This window comes from Adonisia turfae CCMR0081, from assembly GCF_011009555.1.
Lineage (GTDB): Bacteria > Cyanobacteriota > Cyanobacteriia > Phormidesmidales > Phormidesmidaceae > Leptothoe > Leptothoe turfae.
This window is the reverse complement of record NZ_QXHD01000004.1, coordinates 7,205,466-7,221,723: the sequence shown is the minus strand read 5'-3', so window position 1 is coordinate 7,221,723 and position 16,258 is coordinate 7,205,466. Positions and strand designations below refer to the sequence as shown.

Sequence of the window (16,258 nt, the reverse complement as noted above, 5' to 3'; positions counted from 1 at the left end):
AAACAAACCCGTTCTTAACATTTGCTCATCTGTTCTAGGGGATGACGGTCTCCTGCTACACCTCTAAACATACAAGGGGACGGAAACTTTAACTGGCTTTCTGCACATTCTGCATGTAAGAACCAAAGTTCAGATTCCATTACCCCGAAAGGGGACGGAAACATCATCATCATCATCAATACCATCACGAATATTCATTGTGTTCAGATTCCATTACCCCGAAAGGGGACGGAAACTTGGCCAGCTCGATATCGCGAGCGCAAACACTAGGTTCAGATTCCATTACCCCTTTGAACATACAAGGGGACAGAAACCGGTCCTGTTCAATTTGTTAGGGGATTAATTCAGAGGTTGCCAATTCCATTACCCCGAAAGCGAACAAAAACTTTACTGCTGAAAAAGACTAAGTAAATAGTCGATAACTGGACCACGCTTGTACGTTATTTTGCTCAATCACATGACATACATACGTTTCATGCAATATCGAGTAATTTAGCTCATTGGCTAAGGCAAACTGGTATCCAGTATTCCAGTTGGAAAGGTCACCATCAATGATGTTGGAACCGACTAACTGGTTGTCAACGAACAGCTGAGCCAGACCATTGGCATCACGGGAGTAGACAACATGGCTGCGGTCCGTCTCGACGGGTGAGCCACTGGAGGTGACAGTTTTTCTGGTGCCATTGTTGCCAGTGGTGGTGGTGCGTAGACGTGTCTGGTAGTTAGCTCTTTCCTGACCCAGGGTAAAGTTGCGGTTGCCGCTATTGGCAGAGAGCGTAGCAATCCTGGCAGGTCCCCAGTGGGTGAGGTTATCGGGCGTAATCCAGGCCTCAATGGTAAGCTCTTGAGTTTGGGTAATCCCATTGGTGAGTTTAGTGGCAGCTTGATTGAAGGCAATCAGGTTGGGGGCATTAACATCCAGGACACCATCACCCCAGCTGACACCAGTCAGTGAGTCGATTTGTAGATTTAAGGGATTACCTATACCAGAGACATCAAAGACGGTATTGCCACTGCCTTCATCAAAGGTGTAAAGACTTAAGAGTCCTTCCTCAATGCGACCGTTGTTAGTGCCGGGTTCAGTGATAGAGACATTGACGGTAGCCATTGATGTACCGCCATTGCCGTCACTGATTTCATAGGTAAAGGAATCAGTTCCTACAAAATCAGCATTGGGAGTATAGAGAATCTGGTTGTTGCTAACCGATGTGCTGCCATTAGTTCCTTGACTAGCCGATATGACCGTTAGGTTATCATCATCGATATCCGTGTCATTGTTAAGCGCCTGAACTTGAACGGCAGTATTCTGCTCTGTGTTTGCAGTATCATCACTGGCCGCTGGCGCATCGTTGACACCAGTTACTGTGATACTCACTGTGGCTGTATCAGAACCGCCATTACCATCGGAAACCGTGTAGCTAAAGCTTTCAGTCCCGTTGAAGTTGGCATTAGGCGTATAACGTACCTGATTGCCGATAATGGTCGTGGTACCGTTGTTGCCGGGGAGTACAGAATCCAGGCTCAAGCTATCGTTATCTGGATCTATATCATTTGATAGTACCTCCAGGATGAGCTGTGAGTCTTCTTCAACTGTGCCAATGTCATCTGTTGCTGTAGGCAGATTCCCGGCAATGACGGTGACATCGACAGTAGCTGTGTCCGTGCCACCTTGGCCGTCGTTGATTTCATAGGTAAATGAATCGGTGCCTACAAACCCTGCATCAGGGGTGTAGGTAATGAAATCATCGCTGCTATCAGCTGGTGTACCATTATTGTTGATCTCCACACTGCCATTGCTGGAGTTAGCGGCAGACAAGGTAAATTCAGTTTCTGAGGCAGTATTATCATTGGCCAAAACCTGAATATCGACTGGTGTATCTAGGGATGTAGTAACAGAATCATCAGTTGCCTTAAATTGGCTCTCTGCTTCAACAATTTGGAGCACTTGATTCGGATTAACGTTGTTCAACACTTGCTCAATACCGCTAGGCCACTTAATCCGAATTTCACTGATGGTGTCTTTATCACCTAAACCAAAATGAATACGTTTGTCATCTTGCGTTCTGTGGTGTTGTCCTGCAGCCTGTTGCCTCATTTGAGTAACACCACCGGCTGTTACGTAACCTGTTGCTCCAATACCATCACGATTGGATATGGTTCCTTCTAAATCGATCAAGATCCAGTTATTATTATTGCCGGTATTTTCCAATAGGCGATAGGTGGGATCGTTGGCATAGGTGGTTTCCAGTAAATCTAAAAAGCCATCGTTGTTGTAGTCTGCAACCGCAGCAGAGCGGTAATTAGTCATCCCTGAAAAACCCAACAAATCAGGCTCCGACCGAAACCTGATTTGTTGGGTTATCGAAAAAGAAACGGACTAACTTTCGTAGATTAAACCCACACGCTGTCAACAAGGCATTGATCCGGTCCCCTGATTTGCCGTGGAGGTAATTTCGTTTGAGCGCATGATCATGCTTGGCATGGCCAATGACCGGCTCAATCGCACTGCGACGTTTCACCAACCGTTTAAGAACGCCTGTAAACTTACGGGTGCCTGCGACCCATACCTCTAGTGTCGATGGATGATAGGTTGATCCACGAAAGCCTTTATCGACCGCTGCTTGCTGAGGAGACTGTCCGGTCAATCGGTGGACTTGTTCAATCGCGGGTTTTAACGTCACACCATCATAGGGATTGCCATGAATCGCATCAGCGGTCACAATCCAATTCGTTTTGCTCGTCGTCACTAGGACCACCTTGCAGCCAAATTCATAGCGTTTATGGGCTTTACCTTTGACGATGCACTCGACTTCAGGCGCATGCACACTGTACAGCTTAGGCGAGTCTTTTTTCGTCTGACGATAAATCTGTTGGGCTCTCATCATCAAGGTGTTGAGGGGTGTCGATAGCGCAGAGACTTTACGGTTAATATCTCGAATCACCCGTCCCAAATAGGTGCGCAATTTTCGTGTTTGTTGCTTGGCCCGTCGATAGTGTCGGGCCGCTCCATAGCGACTCTGTTGAAATAACGCTTTTTTACCCACACGCGCATAGCTTTGACGTAATTGGATACCCGCTTTACGAGCCTCCTTGACTAACGCTCGACGCGCTTTGTCATACAATCGAGCATCCGTTGGAAAGGCAATCGCTTTTTCTTGCACCGTCGTGTCTACATTGACCCGCTTAATTTCGCTTGGCTTGAGCGCCCGTTGTTCTAAGGCGACTTGTAACACTTCTTTGAGGAGCTTTTCTACCCCATCCGGTCCTACCTGCTTGCGCCATTTCACGAGACTGGTTGGATGACACGGCAAGACATGTTGAAACGTCTCTTCTAGCAATACTGGCTACGCCAATCGTTGATATTAACAAAGCACGGAAGTGATATCGGGGCGAAAAATCGAAACTATGTCGAGCTGGTTAATGTCAACACAGCTGAAAACTTATAAATTAACTGGGGTGGTAGGATTCGAACCTACGAATGACGGGACCAAAACCCGCTGCCTTACCGCTTGGCCACACCCCAATAAGGAGATATGAGCTAGACCTATCAGTGCAAAGTCAACATTGATTGCCAGCCAATGTATATTAACAGCTTTTAGCATTGTAGTGTCAATAACTATATGGATTTTTTTTCGAAGGCTGTGTTCATCATGTTGAGAACCGCAGCCTCCTGATGACGCTGAGCGCAGAACCTTAGGATGTTGACAAAGATCGTCCGCGCCAAGTCCATCCCCAGCCAGTTTCAGTTTTTATGATTGAGGTAAGCGCGATCGCAACCACAATACCACCACTGAGCCACCCTAACCACCAGTAGCGAAACGGCTGGTTAAATACTCGCTGAGCGGCCCAGCGCATATACACCTGCATAGCAACACTGAAGACGCCTAACCCAGTCACCACCCACCAGCCAACGTCACCACCAAACAAGGAATTCCATAATCCAGTTACTAAACCCAGCCAGGGCATCACAAAAATCAGGCTCAGGGCAAAGGCAGAATAGAGAGTAGCGCCTAGGTTACGCCCACCTCCTTCATAGAAATTTTTAGTCCAGCCTTCCCATAGCGCCGCAAAGGAACGATACATGCGCACTTTAATCAGGTCAGTACTCAGCAGATACCGTAGCTTCAACCCACTGCCCTTAACCAGCTTCGCTAGCTCCACATCTTCCACAGTTTCAGTTGCCACTGCTCGATGCCCCCCAATCCGATCATAGGCACTACGACGAAACAACATAAATGGCCCAGCGGCAAAAGCAGTTGACGTATCTTTAGGATCATTCACCGCTTCAAAATTAAAACCAACGGCGATACAGCTCATCATTACTGGCTGCACCAACCATTCAGCTAAACACCCACAGATAATGCCCGGACCACAACTTAATAGGTCGGCATCATGTTTTTGGCAATCGGTTAGGGCTGTGGCGATCGCATCAGGCTCAAGGCGTACATCCGCATCGATAAATAGCACATAGTCGCCAACAGCTTTTTCCACAGCATTGGCACAGGCCCAAGTTTTGCCACGCCAGGAAATATCAGTCGGTCGGGGTGGCACGGTAAATACTTGCACCCGATCATCTGTCAGGGCGACTGCCGCAGCTAAATCTGCTGTATTATCTGTTGATTCATCGTCGGCCACAATCACCTGTAAATCTGCAGGATGAGGCAGATGACTGGCTAAAGCGGCGTCCAAACACTCTGTAATATTTACGCTTTCGTTATATGCCGGAATAATTAAAGAAACGGCTGGCAATGAATTGGGGCTTGTCTGCAGTAACGGCAATCGGGGAGCGGTAGCCAAGGATGCCTGTAAGCGGCGATGAAAAATTGCGATCGCAACCGTCGCTACTGCCAATGCTAAACTCCACAGACCACTCCCTATCCATTGTCCGCTGATCATCAACTCATTACTCCCAAACGCTCGCCCTCTAAATGTAACGTACTGTAAAGCAATGTCTGATTCTAGACTGGGATAACGCTTCGGTCCTTCTATGTTTCTCCAATCCTTACACTTAAAGCAGTTTCGTAATTACAGTGACCAAGCTGTTAAATTTTTGGCACCCAAAACGATCCTACTGGGAGAAAATGCCCAGGGTAAGTCTAATTTGCTAGAAGCAGTAGAACTCTTAGCGACGTTGAAATCCCATCGCACAAGTCGCGATCGCGATCTCATACAAAACGACACCAACAGCGCCCAAATCCAAGCTAGCCTAAAACGGGAATTAGGCATATCTTCTTTACAGCTAACCTTACGCAGAGGCAGTCGTCGCACAGCAGTGATCAATGGCGAAACATTACGCCGCCAGCAAGACTTTCTCGGCAACCTCAACGCCGTACAGTTTTCCTGCTTAGATTTGGAACTCGTGCGAGGAGGCCCCGTCACCCGCCGGACATGGACTGACAGCTTACTCACGCAACTAGAACCAGTTTATCTCCATATTCTGCAGCAATATAGCCAGGTACTAAAGCAGCGTAATGCCTTTATCAAACAACAAACCGCAGATCCAGGGCAAACACCTCCCTTAGACCCCACTCAGCTTGCACTCTGGGATGCCCAACTTGCCACATTAGGCACTCGGGTGATCCGACGACGAGCTCGTATGCTACAGCGATTGATTCCCATTGCCCAGTCTTGGCATCAAGCCATTAGTGGGAGTACCGAACAACTCGAAATTTTCTATAGTCCTAATGTAGATGTGGACACCGACGATGCTGGACAAATTCAGCAGGCATTCCTAGAAAAATTACAGTCTCGCGCCATGGCCGAATACTACCAGCGCACCACATTAGTCGGTCCCCACCGAGACGACATCAACTTTCTGATTAATGATACACCAGCGCGGCAATATGGTTCGCAAGGCCAACAACGCACGCTGGTTCTGGCTTTAAAGCTTTCTGAGTTGCAGCTAATAGAAGAAATAGTAGGAGAACCACCGTTATTACTTCTAGATGATGTATTAGCTGAGTTAGATTTAAATCGACAAAATCAACTGCTGGAAACCATTGAAGATCGATTTCAAACCCTCATCACTACTACTCATCTAGGATCATTTGATACTCAGTGGCTCAAATTATCTCAAATAATGCAAGTCAAGAACGGCTGTCTAGAAATCTCATAGTAGGCAACAACACAGTCACATTACTCTTCACAGAAAGAGTACTACAAAGTCATAGACAATCTCTCAGCAAGATCTCTCCTCTAAACAATAAATACATACTCATTTCATCAAAAGAGTTATTAGCAGTGCTCGAACAACTTAAGCGCCTAAAAACACTAATTCAGCAACACTTCCATCTGAGCTAAAAATTTTAACTTTCAGCTCAGACAAGAAGAGTTAACTATACTTTTTGATAAGAAGAGTTAGCTTGAGCGGCCTGTAGAACTTCGATCTGACTTGTAATATGTTGCAAACCTGTCAGCAAATGATTTAGCTGTAGTGACTCCTCGGAGGCATCAGATTCTTCCGTATTACTAGTATTTCCCTGAAAAGAGCTGAGGGTTTCAGAAGGAGGGCTATCAGTGGTTTGAGGCACAGCAGCATTAGATTCGGAAGACATTGATTGAGGCTGCTTCCCATATGCTACATCAAATTGCTGTGCAGGTTCTGTCTGCAACTTTTCAAAGCTAACATCGTCATGTAAAAACGCATCTAGCCCTATCTTATTCAGCTGCTTTTCTGAGAATCTTAACTTTTCAAGCGCCGCTTTTTTCTCATCCATTTCCTGTTGGAGCTGATTGATTGTCGCCTGCGTCTTATCTAATTTCTTAGAAGCTTGACGCCAACCGCCTAAAGTTAATACAGTAAAACCAGCACCTAAACTTACAAATGTCACACCACTCAAGTAGGGCAGCGCTAATTCTTGAAAATCACTAGAGAAAAATGACTTATCCTGAAGTTTTACTTCAATAGAGTCAGATCGGATAGCTGCAATAGGGAGTGTTGCAACTGCGAATACAGCCCCCGCTAAAAGACTAGAAGATAAAAGAGTACTAAATTTCATAACTACCAATCGTTCCTAATAGACCACAATTTAATCGAACGGCTCACGTGCAAGGGTTGCACCAAGGATCAAAACAGTTCCGCAACACATAGAACTACTTATTAGCAAAAGAGAGTTTTGTGATCTAAACGTCTCTACGCGGCTAAGGTTAATAGGAATTAATCCTTCAAGGTTGCAAGTATTCTCTATGATCTGGCTTTAGAAAGCTAAGATGCATAATGAGCTTTCGAAGACAACTTCTAAGTTTATAGCAGATGTCCATTGTTGACCCTGATCCTAATTACGTAATAAAAGATGGAGTACAGCAATGCAATCTTAGGGATCTGTTGAAGTCTGTAGCTGATTTGCAAAGTCTTATTTACGTAATTAATAATGACTATCACACCTTGCTTTCTATTTGGTAGTTTCACCCTAAAACAGGCTTATTCGCCGTAGAGGAAAGTATCCTCTAATCTCTACTTACCTGTCAGTATAGTTAGTTCACGGCTGCAATTGGTTAATTTAACTGTAAAGTGTGGCAGCCCATTATAAAATAATCTCAAATATGCTTTCCTGTTGGGAAACCATATGTGCTTAAACAACTATGCAGCCTCGAATTAGGCATAGTAGCTATACATATCGTTGCTCAAACACGTTGAATACCCCTTCACTGCTCGCTGCCCACCATCACTCACACCACCAGAGTGTTATTCATCTCCAGTGGAGATTGCTACTGTCCCATACTTACTGTCCCATACTTTAAGTGTTTGAGCCACTCGATACGTCTGTCAATAAAGACATTGCGTATTTTTCATTAACTCTTCGCCCATAGGCTCATCCTTGAAACACCCAGTGCTAGTGTGGCTGTGGCAGATCTTGACAATTTGATGGCTACTCCTGACCTCATCTTGGCTCTGGTTGAGTAGCTCTATCATTCACGTCTGTATATCGAGTTTGAGCGGATTATTTTTAGGCAATATATATATAGTAATCATCTAGTCATTTAGATTCTCTAGAGAGGGGCAGAATTATTTCATAGTAGTAATTCCAGCCTCTTTTTATGTAGCCGACTCTTGACCTTTAAATCAAGCACTTTTCCGGAGAATAAGAACGCTATCAGTATTCCTAATTGGGATGTATCAAGTAAATCTTCAACAAAATTTCTCAAGAAAAATACGGACTTTAGAACAGGTCAATATCTTCATCATAGGCAAGATGCAATTTACTTGTCTAATGCTATCTTGAAATACCTGAGGAATCTACGATTGAAGCGTTTAAGCCTGCTTCGAGTAAGGAGATGAACTAAATTAGGCGAACAATGACATTGGTTAGTTAACTTTAAAGATTAGACAAACAGTATATTGACATTCTATTTAGGTGTATCGTATTGAACCAAGGTCACCACACAATTCGGTGGGTAAACAGCTAATTAAGTAGAAGCATCTTCTTTCTCCTTGTTGCAGTACTCAGTAAATTGCTAGACCAGACTTTAATCTCAGTATTCAGTTATTTATTTTCTGCATTTTATAGATTAACTGTCCTGAATGCTTCGCTATTGATAGATCCTTTTGACATCAGAGGTCCTTAGTTTTCCGACTTCAAATCAAACGGCTAAAGAATCGGCGCTTAAAGCAGCTACCTGTTTAGACGCGGACCATCGATCGTATTTGTTTTTTCAGATTTAGATTAGCGTATTTTTTAAAGAATATGGTTCAATCAACGCCTACACAAAATAGCAACGGTCCTACCTGGCTTAAAATCGGATTTCATATAACATCTGTAGGTTTAGCGTTGGGGCAAGTTGCCCCAAACGTTCTCTTTACAGCCCCTGCAACAGCTAGTCCAGCATCAAAAGAGAATAAGGATAATGAATGGGTCAATTTCACACCCGTAGAAACCAATGATTTTTCTGATCTTAACGATCTACAAATTCTTGCTAAATATTCTGCATTACCAGTTCCTGAAACCAGGCTACAACCAAGCTTTTCTAACTCAGTCTTGCCAGAGCCACCTGTTCGGCAACAATTAGTATCTTGCACTCAAAATTGCAGTAATGCTGATTTATTTGTCTTACAACAGCCCAATACTGTTCCGCCTCGACAAATATTGCCCACGATAACGCCTTTCACTTCATCACAGCAACAAACGAACGAGGCATTTTTTAATTCTGATCAAACCTATTTGCAAAGTCTTATCTCAGGTACCGAAGGTACTTCTCAAACCGCGTCTTCAAGAGCTAATGACTTCTCTCAACTTCCGTCTGGTCAACCGTTTTCTGAGGAAAGGTTAGCCTTTGAAACACCAGCTTCCCCATCAAGAAGCAACTCTGGGTTAATCGATAATCCATTTGCTCCTGACTTCAGTTTCCAAGGTACATCTATTGTCGGCAATGAGGAGTTTTCTGGGCGCGCGCGCATTAATGCAACGTATCCAATCAGTCAAAATCTACTGATAGGAGGGTCTGTCGAAGCAGTTAATGGCACTGCCTTTGTAGATTCTTCAGATGAGGGGGCCAGGCTTAATGAACTTTATCTAGCGGCTTCTTTACCATCTTCTCCAAATTTAAGGTTGATAGCAGGACAGCTCGATTTCTCTTCCTATTTTGATCGTAATAGTTTCGCTAAAGATGGTGCGACTCAGTTCTTTAACGGGGCTTTTCAGACCAGCCCTGCTATCGGATCATCGCTGGGTAACTCTAATCTAGGGGCACTCATCAATTGGAGTGTTAACGATAACTTAGATCTCCGCGCCGCAGCGTTTTCCTCAGACCGAGATTTGAGTGACTTTAATTTTGATAGCTACGCTGGTGAAGTCGCCTATCGCTCTGGCAATGTAATTGTCCGAGGTACCTATGTTTCTGGTCGTGATGGAGGAGCAGATACAGGATTCCAAAACAGTTTTCTAATTGATAGAGGTAATGGACAGACTGGTATTTTGCCAGGTGATCGTGAAGTTTCCTATGGCATCAATGGCGAAGTCTATTTTCCAGAGGCAAATTTAGGATTATTTGGACGATACGGTATTTATGAAAACCAGACTCTCGATCTGAGCGGCGAGACCTTTAGTCTTGGTGTAACTTTATTTGACTTGCTTTCAGACAATGATCGATTAGGCGTAGCCTACGGTCAAACAGTCTCCAACGATTCCCTTCGAGAGATAGAAGGCTCAGTATCACCAGAGGTTTTTGAAGTTTTCTATGACTTTGAACCCGTTGACGAGTTTAGAGTGGGTGCTAGTATTCAGCAAACCAACGGTTTTTCGGACACAGTCTTTCAGTTTCGGCTAGGGTACGATTTTGGCTGGTAGATCTGTTGGCCTTGAGCAAAGAGTAATAGCGGACAGTACAAAGTTTCTTTGATCACATTAGAGTACTGAAAATCATAGGATAGAGAGCTTTTATCAAAGTTCTGCCAGAAGAATGAGATATCGACACCATCTTAAAACTGTTTTTATTTGTGCAATATTATTATCTAGCACATATCTTGGAAATTCGACTCCAGTATGGGCTCAACCAACGACGCCTACTCTTGAAGCGAAATCATCCCAACAGGGATTCTCTCTACTAGAGCAGGGTTTAGTAGATCAGGCAATTAGAGAGTTTCGAAGAGCATTAAAACGCACGCCACGGTCTCTTGAGGCTAACTTAGGTTTAGCAATGTCCTATGAACGGGCTGGAAGAGATGCTGATGCCTTTCGCACCTACCAAAAAATCGTGGATATTAGCCCAAATAATGTAGATGCACTCAGAGCGATTGGGAAACTAGGAGGATATCGCCCAGAGTGGCAATCTCAAGGAATAGAGGCTCTCTCAACGCTACTACAGAATAGTCCTCAAGATCAAAGTGCGTTAACTCAACGGGCTTTGCTTTATACCTATCAAGGTCGGTTTAGTGAAGCTACAGAAGATTATGCCCGCGTACTACGCGGCAGCCCTTCTCCTGAAACAGTTTTAAGTGCCGCTGAAGCCTATACCTACAGCGGCAACTACAACCAAGGATTAGAGCTGTTCAGACACTATCAAAATAGTGGACGATCCATTCAAGGGAGTGCGACCATTGCCTATTCTCTTGCAGAAAGAGAAATTGGTAATCCAGGCCGGTCAATCGAAATTTTAGAAAGTGCACTACGACAAAGCCGTGGTGAAAATAACATAACATTGCAACAGCGAGGTGCACTAGCAGCAAGTTATGCAGCTAATGGCCAATTTGAACAGGCCGAAACTGCTATCGCTCCTGTGATAGGTCGTCAAGATTCTCGACTAACATTAGCCCGAGCATACAATGAACTTTGGCGTTACAGTCAGAACCCGGCTTATGCTAATGAAGCCGCTGCCCACTATCAAGAAATATTAGCTCAACCCTCACAGTACGTAACTATCGGAGTGGCTAGAGAGGTTGCTTATGCCCTCAGTGGTTTACCTGGTCAGCAGTCTTTGGCCTTACAAGTCTATCGTCAACTTACTTCCCAGCAACCAGATGATATTGGGTTGAAATTTCAAAGGGGAGTTCTAGAGAAACAACTGGGTTTTGCATCGATTGCAGACCTACAAAATATTTTGCGAGGACTTCAGTCATCATCCGTTGATATGGGCACACAGAGAAATATCGCCCGAGGTTTAATCCGGTTAGATCCCCCTGAAGCTTCATTATTGCCGTTATACCAAGCCCTTATTGAGAGTGGTCTACAAGAACCTCTCTTGTATTATCGAATTGTCCAAGTCTATCTTGAGAACCAAAACTATCAAGCTGCTCGAGCTGCACTAGCCACCTATGCTGACAGCGCATTAGGGATCAATCGGCAAAGTAGTGGCCTGCTCTTATTAGCTGATATTGAACGCCGCGAAGGAGATTTCGCAGCCAGTAGCAATATTTATGATGCTATATTACGCAGTCGACCGACGGATCAGTCCATTACAGCAGCAGCTCTGACTGGATATGCTGAGATCCTTAGGGTTCAAGAGCGTAATGAAGAAGCTCTGGTCCTTTACGATCAGCTGCTTGCACAAAGCCCACAACCTACAACCTCTCAAATTTTACGACGGACTCGTTTAGCTCTCTTGGCAAAGAGAATATCAGAAGCTGAAGCTAAGGAGCTGCTAATGCGCTCGTTTCAAGGAAATTTTGCGGTAGAACGCTCCGACTTTTTTGCACAAGGTGATTTAGCTGTTGACTTAGAGCAATTTGAGTTAGCCGAAGAAGCGTATACCACCCTGCTAAGAGCGTATCCCAATGACACCAGTGGCCTCATGGCATTGGCAGGCTTGTATTATACACAACAGCGCTTAAATGAAGCATCCCAAATATATGAAGATATCTTGGCAGACGATCCTAACAATCAATCAGCTCAATCAGCGCTTGTAAGTTTAACTCAGGGATATCTATATCGACGAGGGTTTCAACCATTTTGGGAACGATATTAAATTAGCTTTTGTTCCGGTGCTATGAGTAACTACTACTCCACATTCAATACCTTGATCCAATCTAGCTTTCGGGCAACTGTTTCAATCGGAATAACAACTCTTTTTGGCTGTTCATTACAATCGACAGGCCCAAGTAGCGAGCTTGGACAACTTAATAACTCACAGTCACAGGTTTCTAATCTCAATAGCCAAAAAGATTCATCCCCATTTACTGCCCAAGGAATCACATCCCAGGATGTTATCACCCAAAGCTGGGAAACGTATCGCCAAAGATTTATTCAGACCGATGGCCGAGTAATCGATCGCGAAGATAAAGATCGTTCAACCTCTGAGGGGCAGGCCTATGCCATGCTCAGAGCCGTGCTTGTGAATGATCCAGAAACATTCTCCCAAACGTTGCAATGGGCAGAAGAAAATCTTCGTCGTCACACAGCCGAGGGTATTCCACAAGATCATCTCTGGTCGTGGAGATGGGGACAATATGATGACGGGACATGGGGCACCATCGATAAAAACTTCGCGAGCGATGCCGATATTGATGCTATTACTGCACTGATTTTGGCTGGCCGTCGGTGGAATCGGCTCGACTATCTTGAATTAGCTCAGCTCAAATTAGCAGACCTTTGGGAGTATTCAACACTGGTGACTACCGCTGTTGATGACAAGTCTGGGTCAATGCGTTACTTGTTGCCTGGTCCTGTCGATGCATTTAAGCCTCAACCTAACCAGGTTTACCTTAATCCTAGCTACATGGCTCCCTATGCCTTTCGGCTATTTGCCCAAGTTGATCCTAGGCGAGACTGGATGTCTTTAGTGGAAAGTAGCTATGGGGTTTTAGAAGCATCCTCTGAACTGGCAGCTAGTCAACTGCCTGGTGATTGGGTGCTACTGAACATGCAAAGTGGACAGTTTGAATTGAGCGATGCAGCTATACTACCGTCGGTTTATAGTTTTGATGCCTATCGAGTCTGGTGGCGTGTCAGGCTTGATGCTCTCTGGTTTGATGAACCCAGGGCTAACGCCTATCTCCAAAGTCACTTAACGTTTCTAATAGAGCTTTGGCAGTCGCAGCGCTTTATTCCTGCTCGTATTGCTACATCGGGTACACCTACCGTGAGTTATGAATCAACAGCTCAATACGCGATGCTTTATTTTGGCCTCCAGGGCATTGAAGATAGTATCGCAGAACAAATTTTAGAAGAAAAGTTAGAGCCTAGCTATCAGAATGGTTTTTGGGATAACAACACAGCTTATTATGTTCAAAATTTAGGCTGGTTTGCCTTCTATCCGTTTGAAAGCTTGGATAAGCAATGGCTGACACAAGAAAATAATTTGTCGCAAGCCCCTGCGAGCCAACAAATCACCAGCGGTTCTCTCTAAGTTTCCATTATATGTTTATTTAATTCTGAGCAATATGTCTTTCCCTCAACCTTATAGTTCTCTTAAAAAAGCAACGCTAAAAAGGACTCTGTCCCTGCGACAACAATTATTTCGACGATTATTCCGATCTGGAGTAAGTTTATTTTGTCTACTAGGCCTTGGAATTACGTTACTACTGCCTATGGTAGCAAGTGCTCAGACACCAACAAACAGTTCTCAATCAACGGTAATAAAAACTTTTCCACTACCTAGTAGCAAAATTGAAGAGGAAAATGCAGGAGCAAGTGCTTCCAATGATGCAACAATCCAGGAAGCATCTAGCACAACCGCTGGTTCAACACTAAATGAAGATGGTGAGGGCCTAACCCCCACTTATGAATATCGCTTGCCATTTAATCGAGATGCCAGTGTTGGCAACCGTATTCGCCTAGAAGGCGTTTATTCTGACGCGAGTATGTACTTCAGCCGACCTAGAAACTGGGATTTGACTGATGTTAAGGTGCAGATTAAGCTGCGGCACTCACCTTCTTTAATACCTGAGAAATCAAATCTTGTAGTTCGCATGAATGACACAAGCATTGGCAGTGTTCCACTGGATCGCTCAGCAGCAGAAGTCGCTCAATTTTTGTTTGACATACCTGCAAATTTGATTCAAGACGAGAATTTTCTCAACATGGAAGTTGAGCACAATACGTCTGAAACCTGCACTAATCCCAACGATCCGGCTCTTTGGACAGAGATTTTGCCAGACTCAGAGTTCTTGTTTAAGTTTAAGACTAAGAACTTTATGGCTGATTTTAATCAGTACCCCTATCCGTTCTTTGATGATTTGAGCCTGGATGACACTAAACTGGCTTATCTACGCCCCAAAACCTACAGTGAAAAATGGTTGACAACCGCCGCACGTTATCAAGCATCAATCGGGCGTCTTGCCGAATACCGACCGTTGACCGCTAGATTGGTCAATTCAGCAGATGACCTAGACTGGAATGAGCGTCTGGTCGTTATCGGTACACCTGCTGAACAATCTATTTTGACTTCTCTGGACTTGCCTTTTAGTCTATCGGCAAATAAGCTCCTGGATGGAGATGGCAACCCACTCAAAGGAGAGGTCGGTATCTTAGCTCAAACAGCGGATCCTGATACAGGTAACCCTATTCTGGTAGCTACAGGTAACAGTGAGGAAGGCGTTCAGCTTGCTATACAATTCTTGGTTCAGTCCCAGGAACAAACAATTGGAGCAGGGCAAGCCTTACTAGTCGAGAGTTTAGCTGAGACTACCTCGCCTGATGAGCACAATTGGCCTGGTTATCTCCCCCAGGAGAAAGAGTTTGTACTCAGCGCTCTCCAGGACGAGCATGGCAACCTGTTTGAGGATACAACGGTTCGAGGGACAAATGCTCCACCGGTTCGAATTGACTTCCGGGCATTACCCGACAGCCAATTTAGCCGCGGTAGCAACCTTAAGCTTCACTACAGCCATACATCCCAGATTAATCCACGTACGTCTTCCATCGAGGTTATCCTGGACGATGTGACAATTGGTTCTAAGCCACTGTCTACAAAAAATCATAGTAATCAGACGTATCAGATTGATTTGCCCCCTCACCTGATGAAGCCTGATTCTGAGCTACGGGTGCAATTTACGATGAATCCTCAAGATTCAACCGTATGTGGCATGGCTGCTCAAAAACAGCTCTGGGGAACATTGCACAATGATACGAGCTTCCAACTCTCTCGTTATATCGTTGCTCAATTACCCGATTTAGAACTGTTTCGCGTCGGCTATCCATTCACGGCCCCGCAGGATCTCTCAAAAACTGCGATCGCACTTCCCGATAACCCTTCCCAAGCTGAGATAGAAACCTTGCTCGCCTTAAGTGGCCGACTAGGCAAACTATCAAAGGCCGAGAGCATTGAACTCAATGTTTATAAAAACAGCTCAATCCCTGGCGCAGACAGAAGTAAGTTTCACTGGGTTGGCATCGGTTTGCGGGAACAATTCCCATTTTCAGAAGCATTTAATGCCAATGGATTCAGACTATTTGCCCAGTTCAGACGTCAGTGGAAAGACAACCAGATTCAGAGTATTCAAGACAATGAAGGCGTAATCAAAGCAGTCCTGTCACCCTGGAGTAATGAGCACATTCTTCTAGCCTTAAGTGCTCAGACAGAGGCTGGACTGAGAGAGGTACAAGATGCCCTGGATCTTGAACCTTTGTTCCTGGCACTCAATGGAGACACCACCCTGATTGGACGCAAGGTGCCAAATCCTTCTCCCTATGACCGGAAGGACTACAACATGCGTTTTCTAGACGAATCTGCTAAGCGACAAATTGTTGATGCAGGTGTGATTCAGCGCAGTTCACTCTTTTTGGAGAATCACTGGTGGACATTACCCATTGGCATTATCATCATGGCCCTGCCACTCTACAGCATTTCACAGCTTTATCTCAACCGTCTCTCTGATCCTGAATAACCC

General features: G+C 44.8%; 9 protein-coding genes and 1 tRNA gene. 5 read left to right on the top strand and 5 right to left on the bottom strand.

Features of this window, described 5'->3' with window-relative positions:
• Positions 1-403: 403 nt before the first annotated feature.
• The 4 genes from DXZ20_RS34790 to DXZ20_RS34775 all read right to left on the bottom strand — a co-directional run bounded on the left by DXZ20_RS34790 (position 404) and on the right by DXZ20_RS34775 (position 4,896).
• The gene (locus DXZ20_RS34790; RefSeq protein ID WP_163703101.1) at positions 404-2,308 is read right to left on the bottom strand and encodes an Ig-like domain-containing protein; all 1,905 of its coding nucleotides are present in this window, start codon (positions 2,306-2,308) and stop codon (positions 404-406) included.
• Between the two features lie 19 nt (positions 2,309-2,327).
• Positions 2,328-3,338, bottom strand: coding sequence for an IS5 family transposase (locus DXZ20_RS34785; RefSeq protein ID WP_284681705.1), 1,011 nt, complete (start codon positions 3,336-3,338; stop codon positions 2,328-2,330).
• Positions 3,339-3,451: 113 nt separating this feature from the next.
• Positions 3,452-3,523 (bottom strand) — tRNA-Gln (locus DXZ20_RS34780).
• Positions 3,524-3,693: 170 nt separating this feature from the next.
• Positions 3,694-4,896, bottom strand: coding sequence for a glycosyltransferase family 2 protein (locus DXZ20_RS34775; RefSeq protein ID WP_163703099.1), 1,203 nt, complete (start codon positions 4,894-4,896; stop codon positions 3,694-3,696).
• A gap of 91 nt (positions 4,897-4,987) precedes the next feature.
• On the opposite strand from DXZ20_RS34775, the gene recF reads away from it, so the two are divergent.
• Positions 4,988-6,115: a DNA replication/repair protein RecF gene (gene recF / locus DXZ20_RS34770; protein WP_163703098.1), complete on the top strand. Its 1,128-nt coding sequence runs from the start codon at positions 4,988-4,990 to the stop codon at positions 6,113-6,115.
• 220 nt (positions 6,116-6,335) lie between these two features.
• Here the strand turns inward: recF and DXZ20_RS34765 are convergent, their stop codons facing one another.
• On the bottom strand, positions 6,336-6,998 hold the full coding sequence (locus DXZ20_RS34765; protein WP_163703097.1) for a hypothetical protein: 663 nt from the start codon (positions 6,996-6,998) through the stop codon (positions 6,336-6,338).
• 1,686 nt (positions 6,999-8,684) lie between these two features.
• Here DXZ20_RS34765 and DXZ20_RS34760 point away from each other — a divergent pair.
• The 4 genes from DXZ20_RS34760 to DXZ20_RS34745 all read left to right on the top strand — a co-directional run bounded on the left by DXZ20_RS34760 (position 8,685) and on the right by DXZ20_RS34745 (position 16,255).
• The gene (locus DXZ20_RS34760) at positions 8,685-10,283 is read left to right on the top strand and encodes a carbohydrate porin (RefSeq protein WP_163703096.1); all 1,599 of its coding nucleotides are present in this window, start codon (positions 8,685-8,687) and stop codon (positions 10,281-10,283) included.
• A 112-nt stretch (positions 10,284-10,395) separates the two neighbouring features.
• Positions 10,396-12,396 carry a tetratricopeptide repeat protein gene (locus tag DXZ20_RS34755; RefSeq protein ID WP_163703095.1) on the top strand — a complete coding sequence of 667 codons (2,001 nt, stop codon included), beginning with the start codon at positions 10,396-10,398 and terminating at the stop codon, positions 12,394-12,396.
• Positions 12,397-12,417: 21 nt separating this feature from the next.
• Positions 12,418-13,776: a family 8 glycosyl hydrolase gene (locus tag DXZ20_RS34750; RefSeq protein ID WP_163703094.1), complete on the top strand. Its 1,359-nt coding sequence runs from the start codon at positions 12,418-12,420 to the stop codon at positions 13,774-13,776.
• Between the two features lie 181 nt (positions 13,777-13,957).
• Positions 13,958-16,255, top strand: a complete 2,298-nt coding sequence (locus tag DXZ20_RS34745; protein WP_163703093.1) for a cellulose biosynthesis cyclic di-GMP-binding regulatory protein BcsB — start codon at positions 13,958-13,960, stop codon at positions 16,253-16,255.
• The last annotated feature ends 3 nt before the right edge of the window (positions 16,256-16,258 follow it).

What these genes read in the sequence shown, in the direction of transcription:
- DXZ20_RS34790 (WP_163703101.1), bottom strand. Translation starts at nt 2,308, where the DNA reads ATGACTAATTACCGCTCTGCTGCGGTTGCAGACTACAACAACGATGGC.
- DXZ20_RS34755 (WP_163703095.1), top strand. Translation starts at nt 10,396, where the DNA reads ATGAGATATCGACACCATCTTAAAACTGTTTTTATTTGTGCAATATTA.
- DXZ20_RS34750 (WP_163703094.1), top strand. Translation starts at nt 12,418, where the DNA reads ATGAGTAACTACTACTCCACATTCAATACCTTGATCCAATCTAGCTTT.
- DXZ20_RS34775 (WP_163703099.1), bottom strand. Translation starts at nt 4,896, where the DNA reads ATGATCAGCGGACAATGGATAGGGAGTGGTCTGTGGAGTTTAGCATTG.
- DXZ20_RS34760 (WP_163703096.1), top strand. Translation starts at nt 8,685, where the DNA reads ATGGTTCAATCAACGCCTACACAAAATAGCAACGGTCCTACCTGGCTT.
- DXZ20_RS34765 (WP_163703097.1), bottom strand. Translation starts at nt 6,998, where the DNA reads ATGAAATTTAGTACTCTTTTATCTTCTAGTCTTTTAGCGGGGGCTGTA.
- recF (WP_163703098.1), top strand. Translation starts at nt 4,988, where the DNA reads ATGTTTCTCCAATCCTTACACTTAAAGCAGTTTCGTAATTACAGTGAC.
- DXZ20_RS34745 (WP_163703093.1), top strand. Translation starts at nt 13,958, where the DNA reads ATGGTAGCAAGTGCTCAGACACCAACAAACAGTTCTCAATCAACGGTA.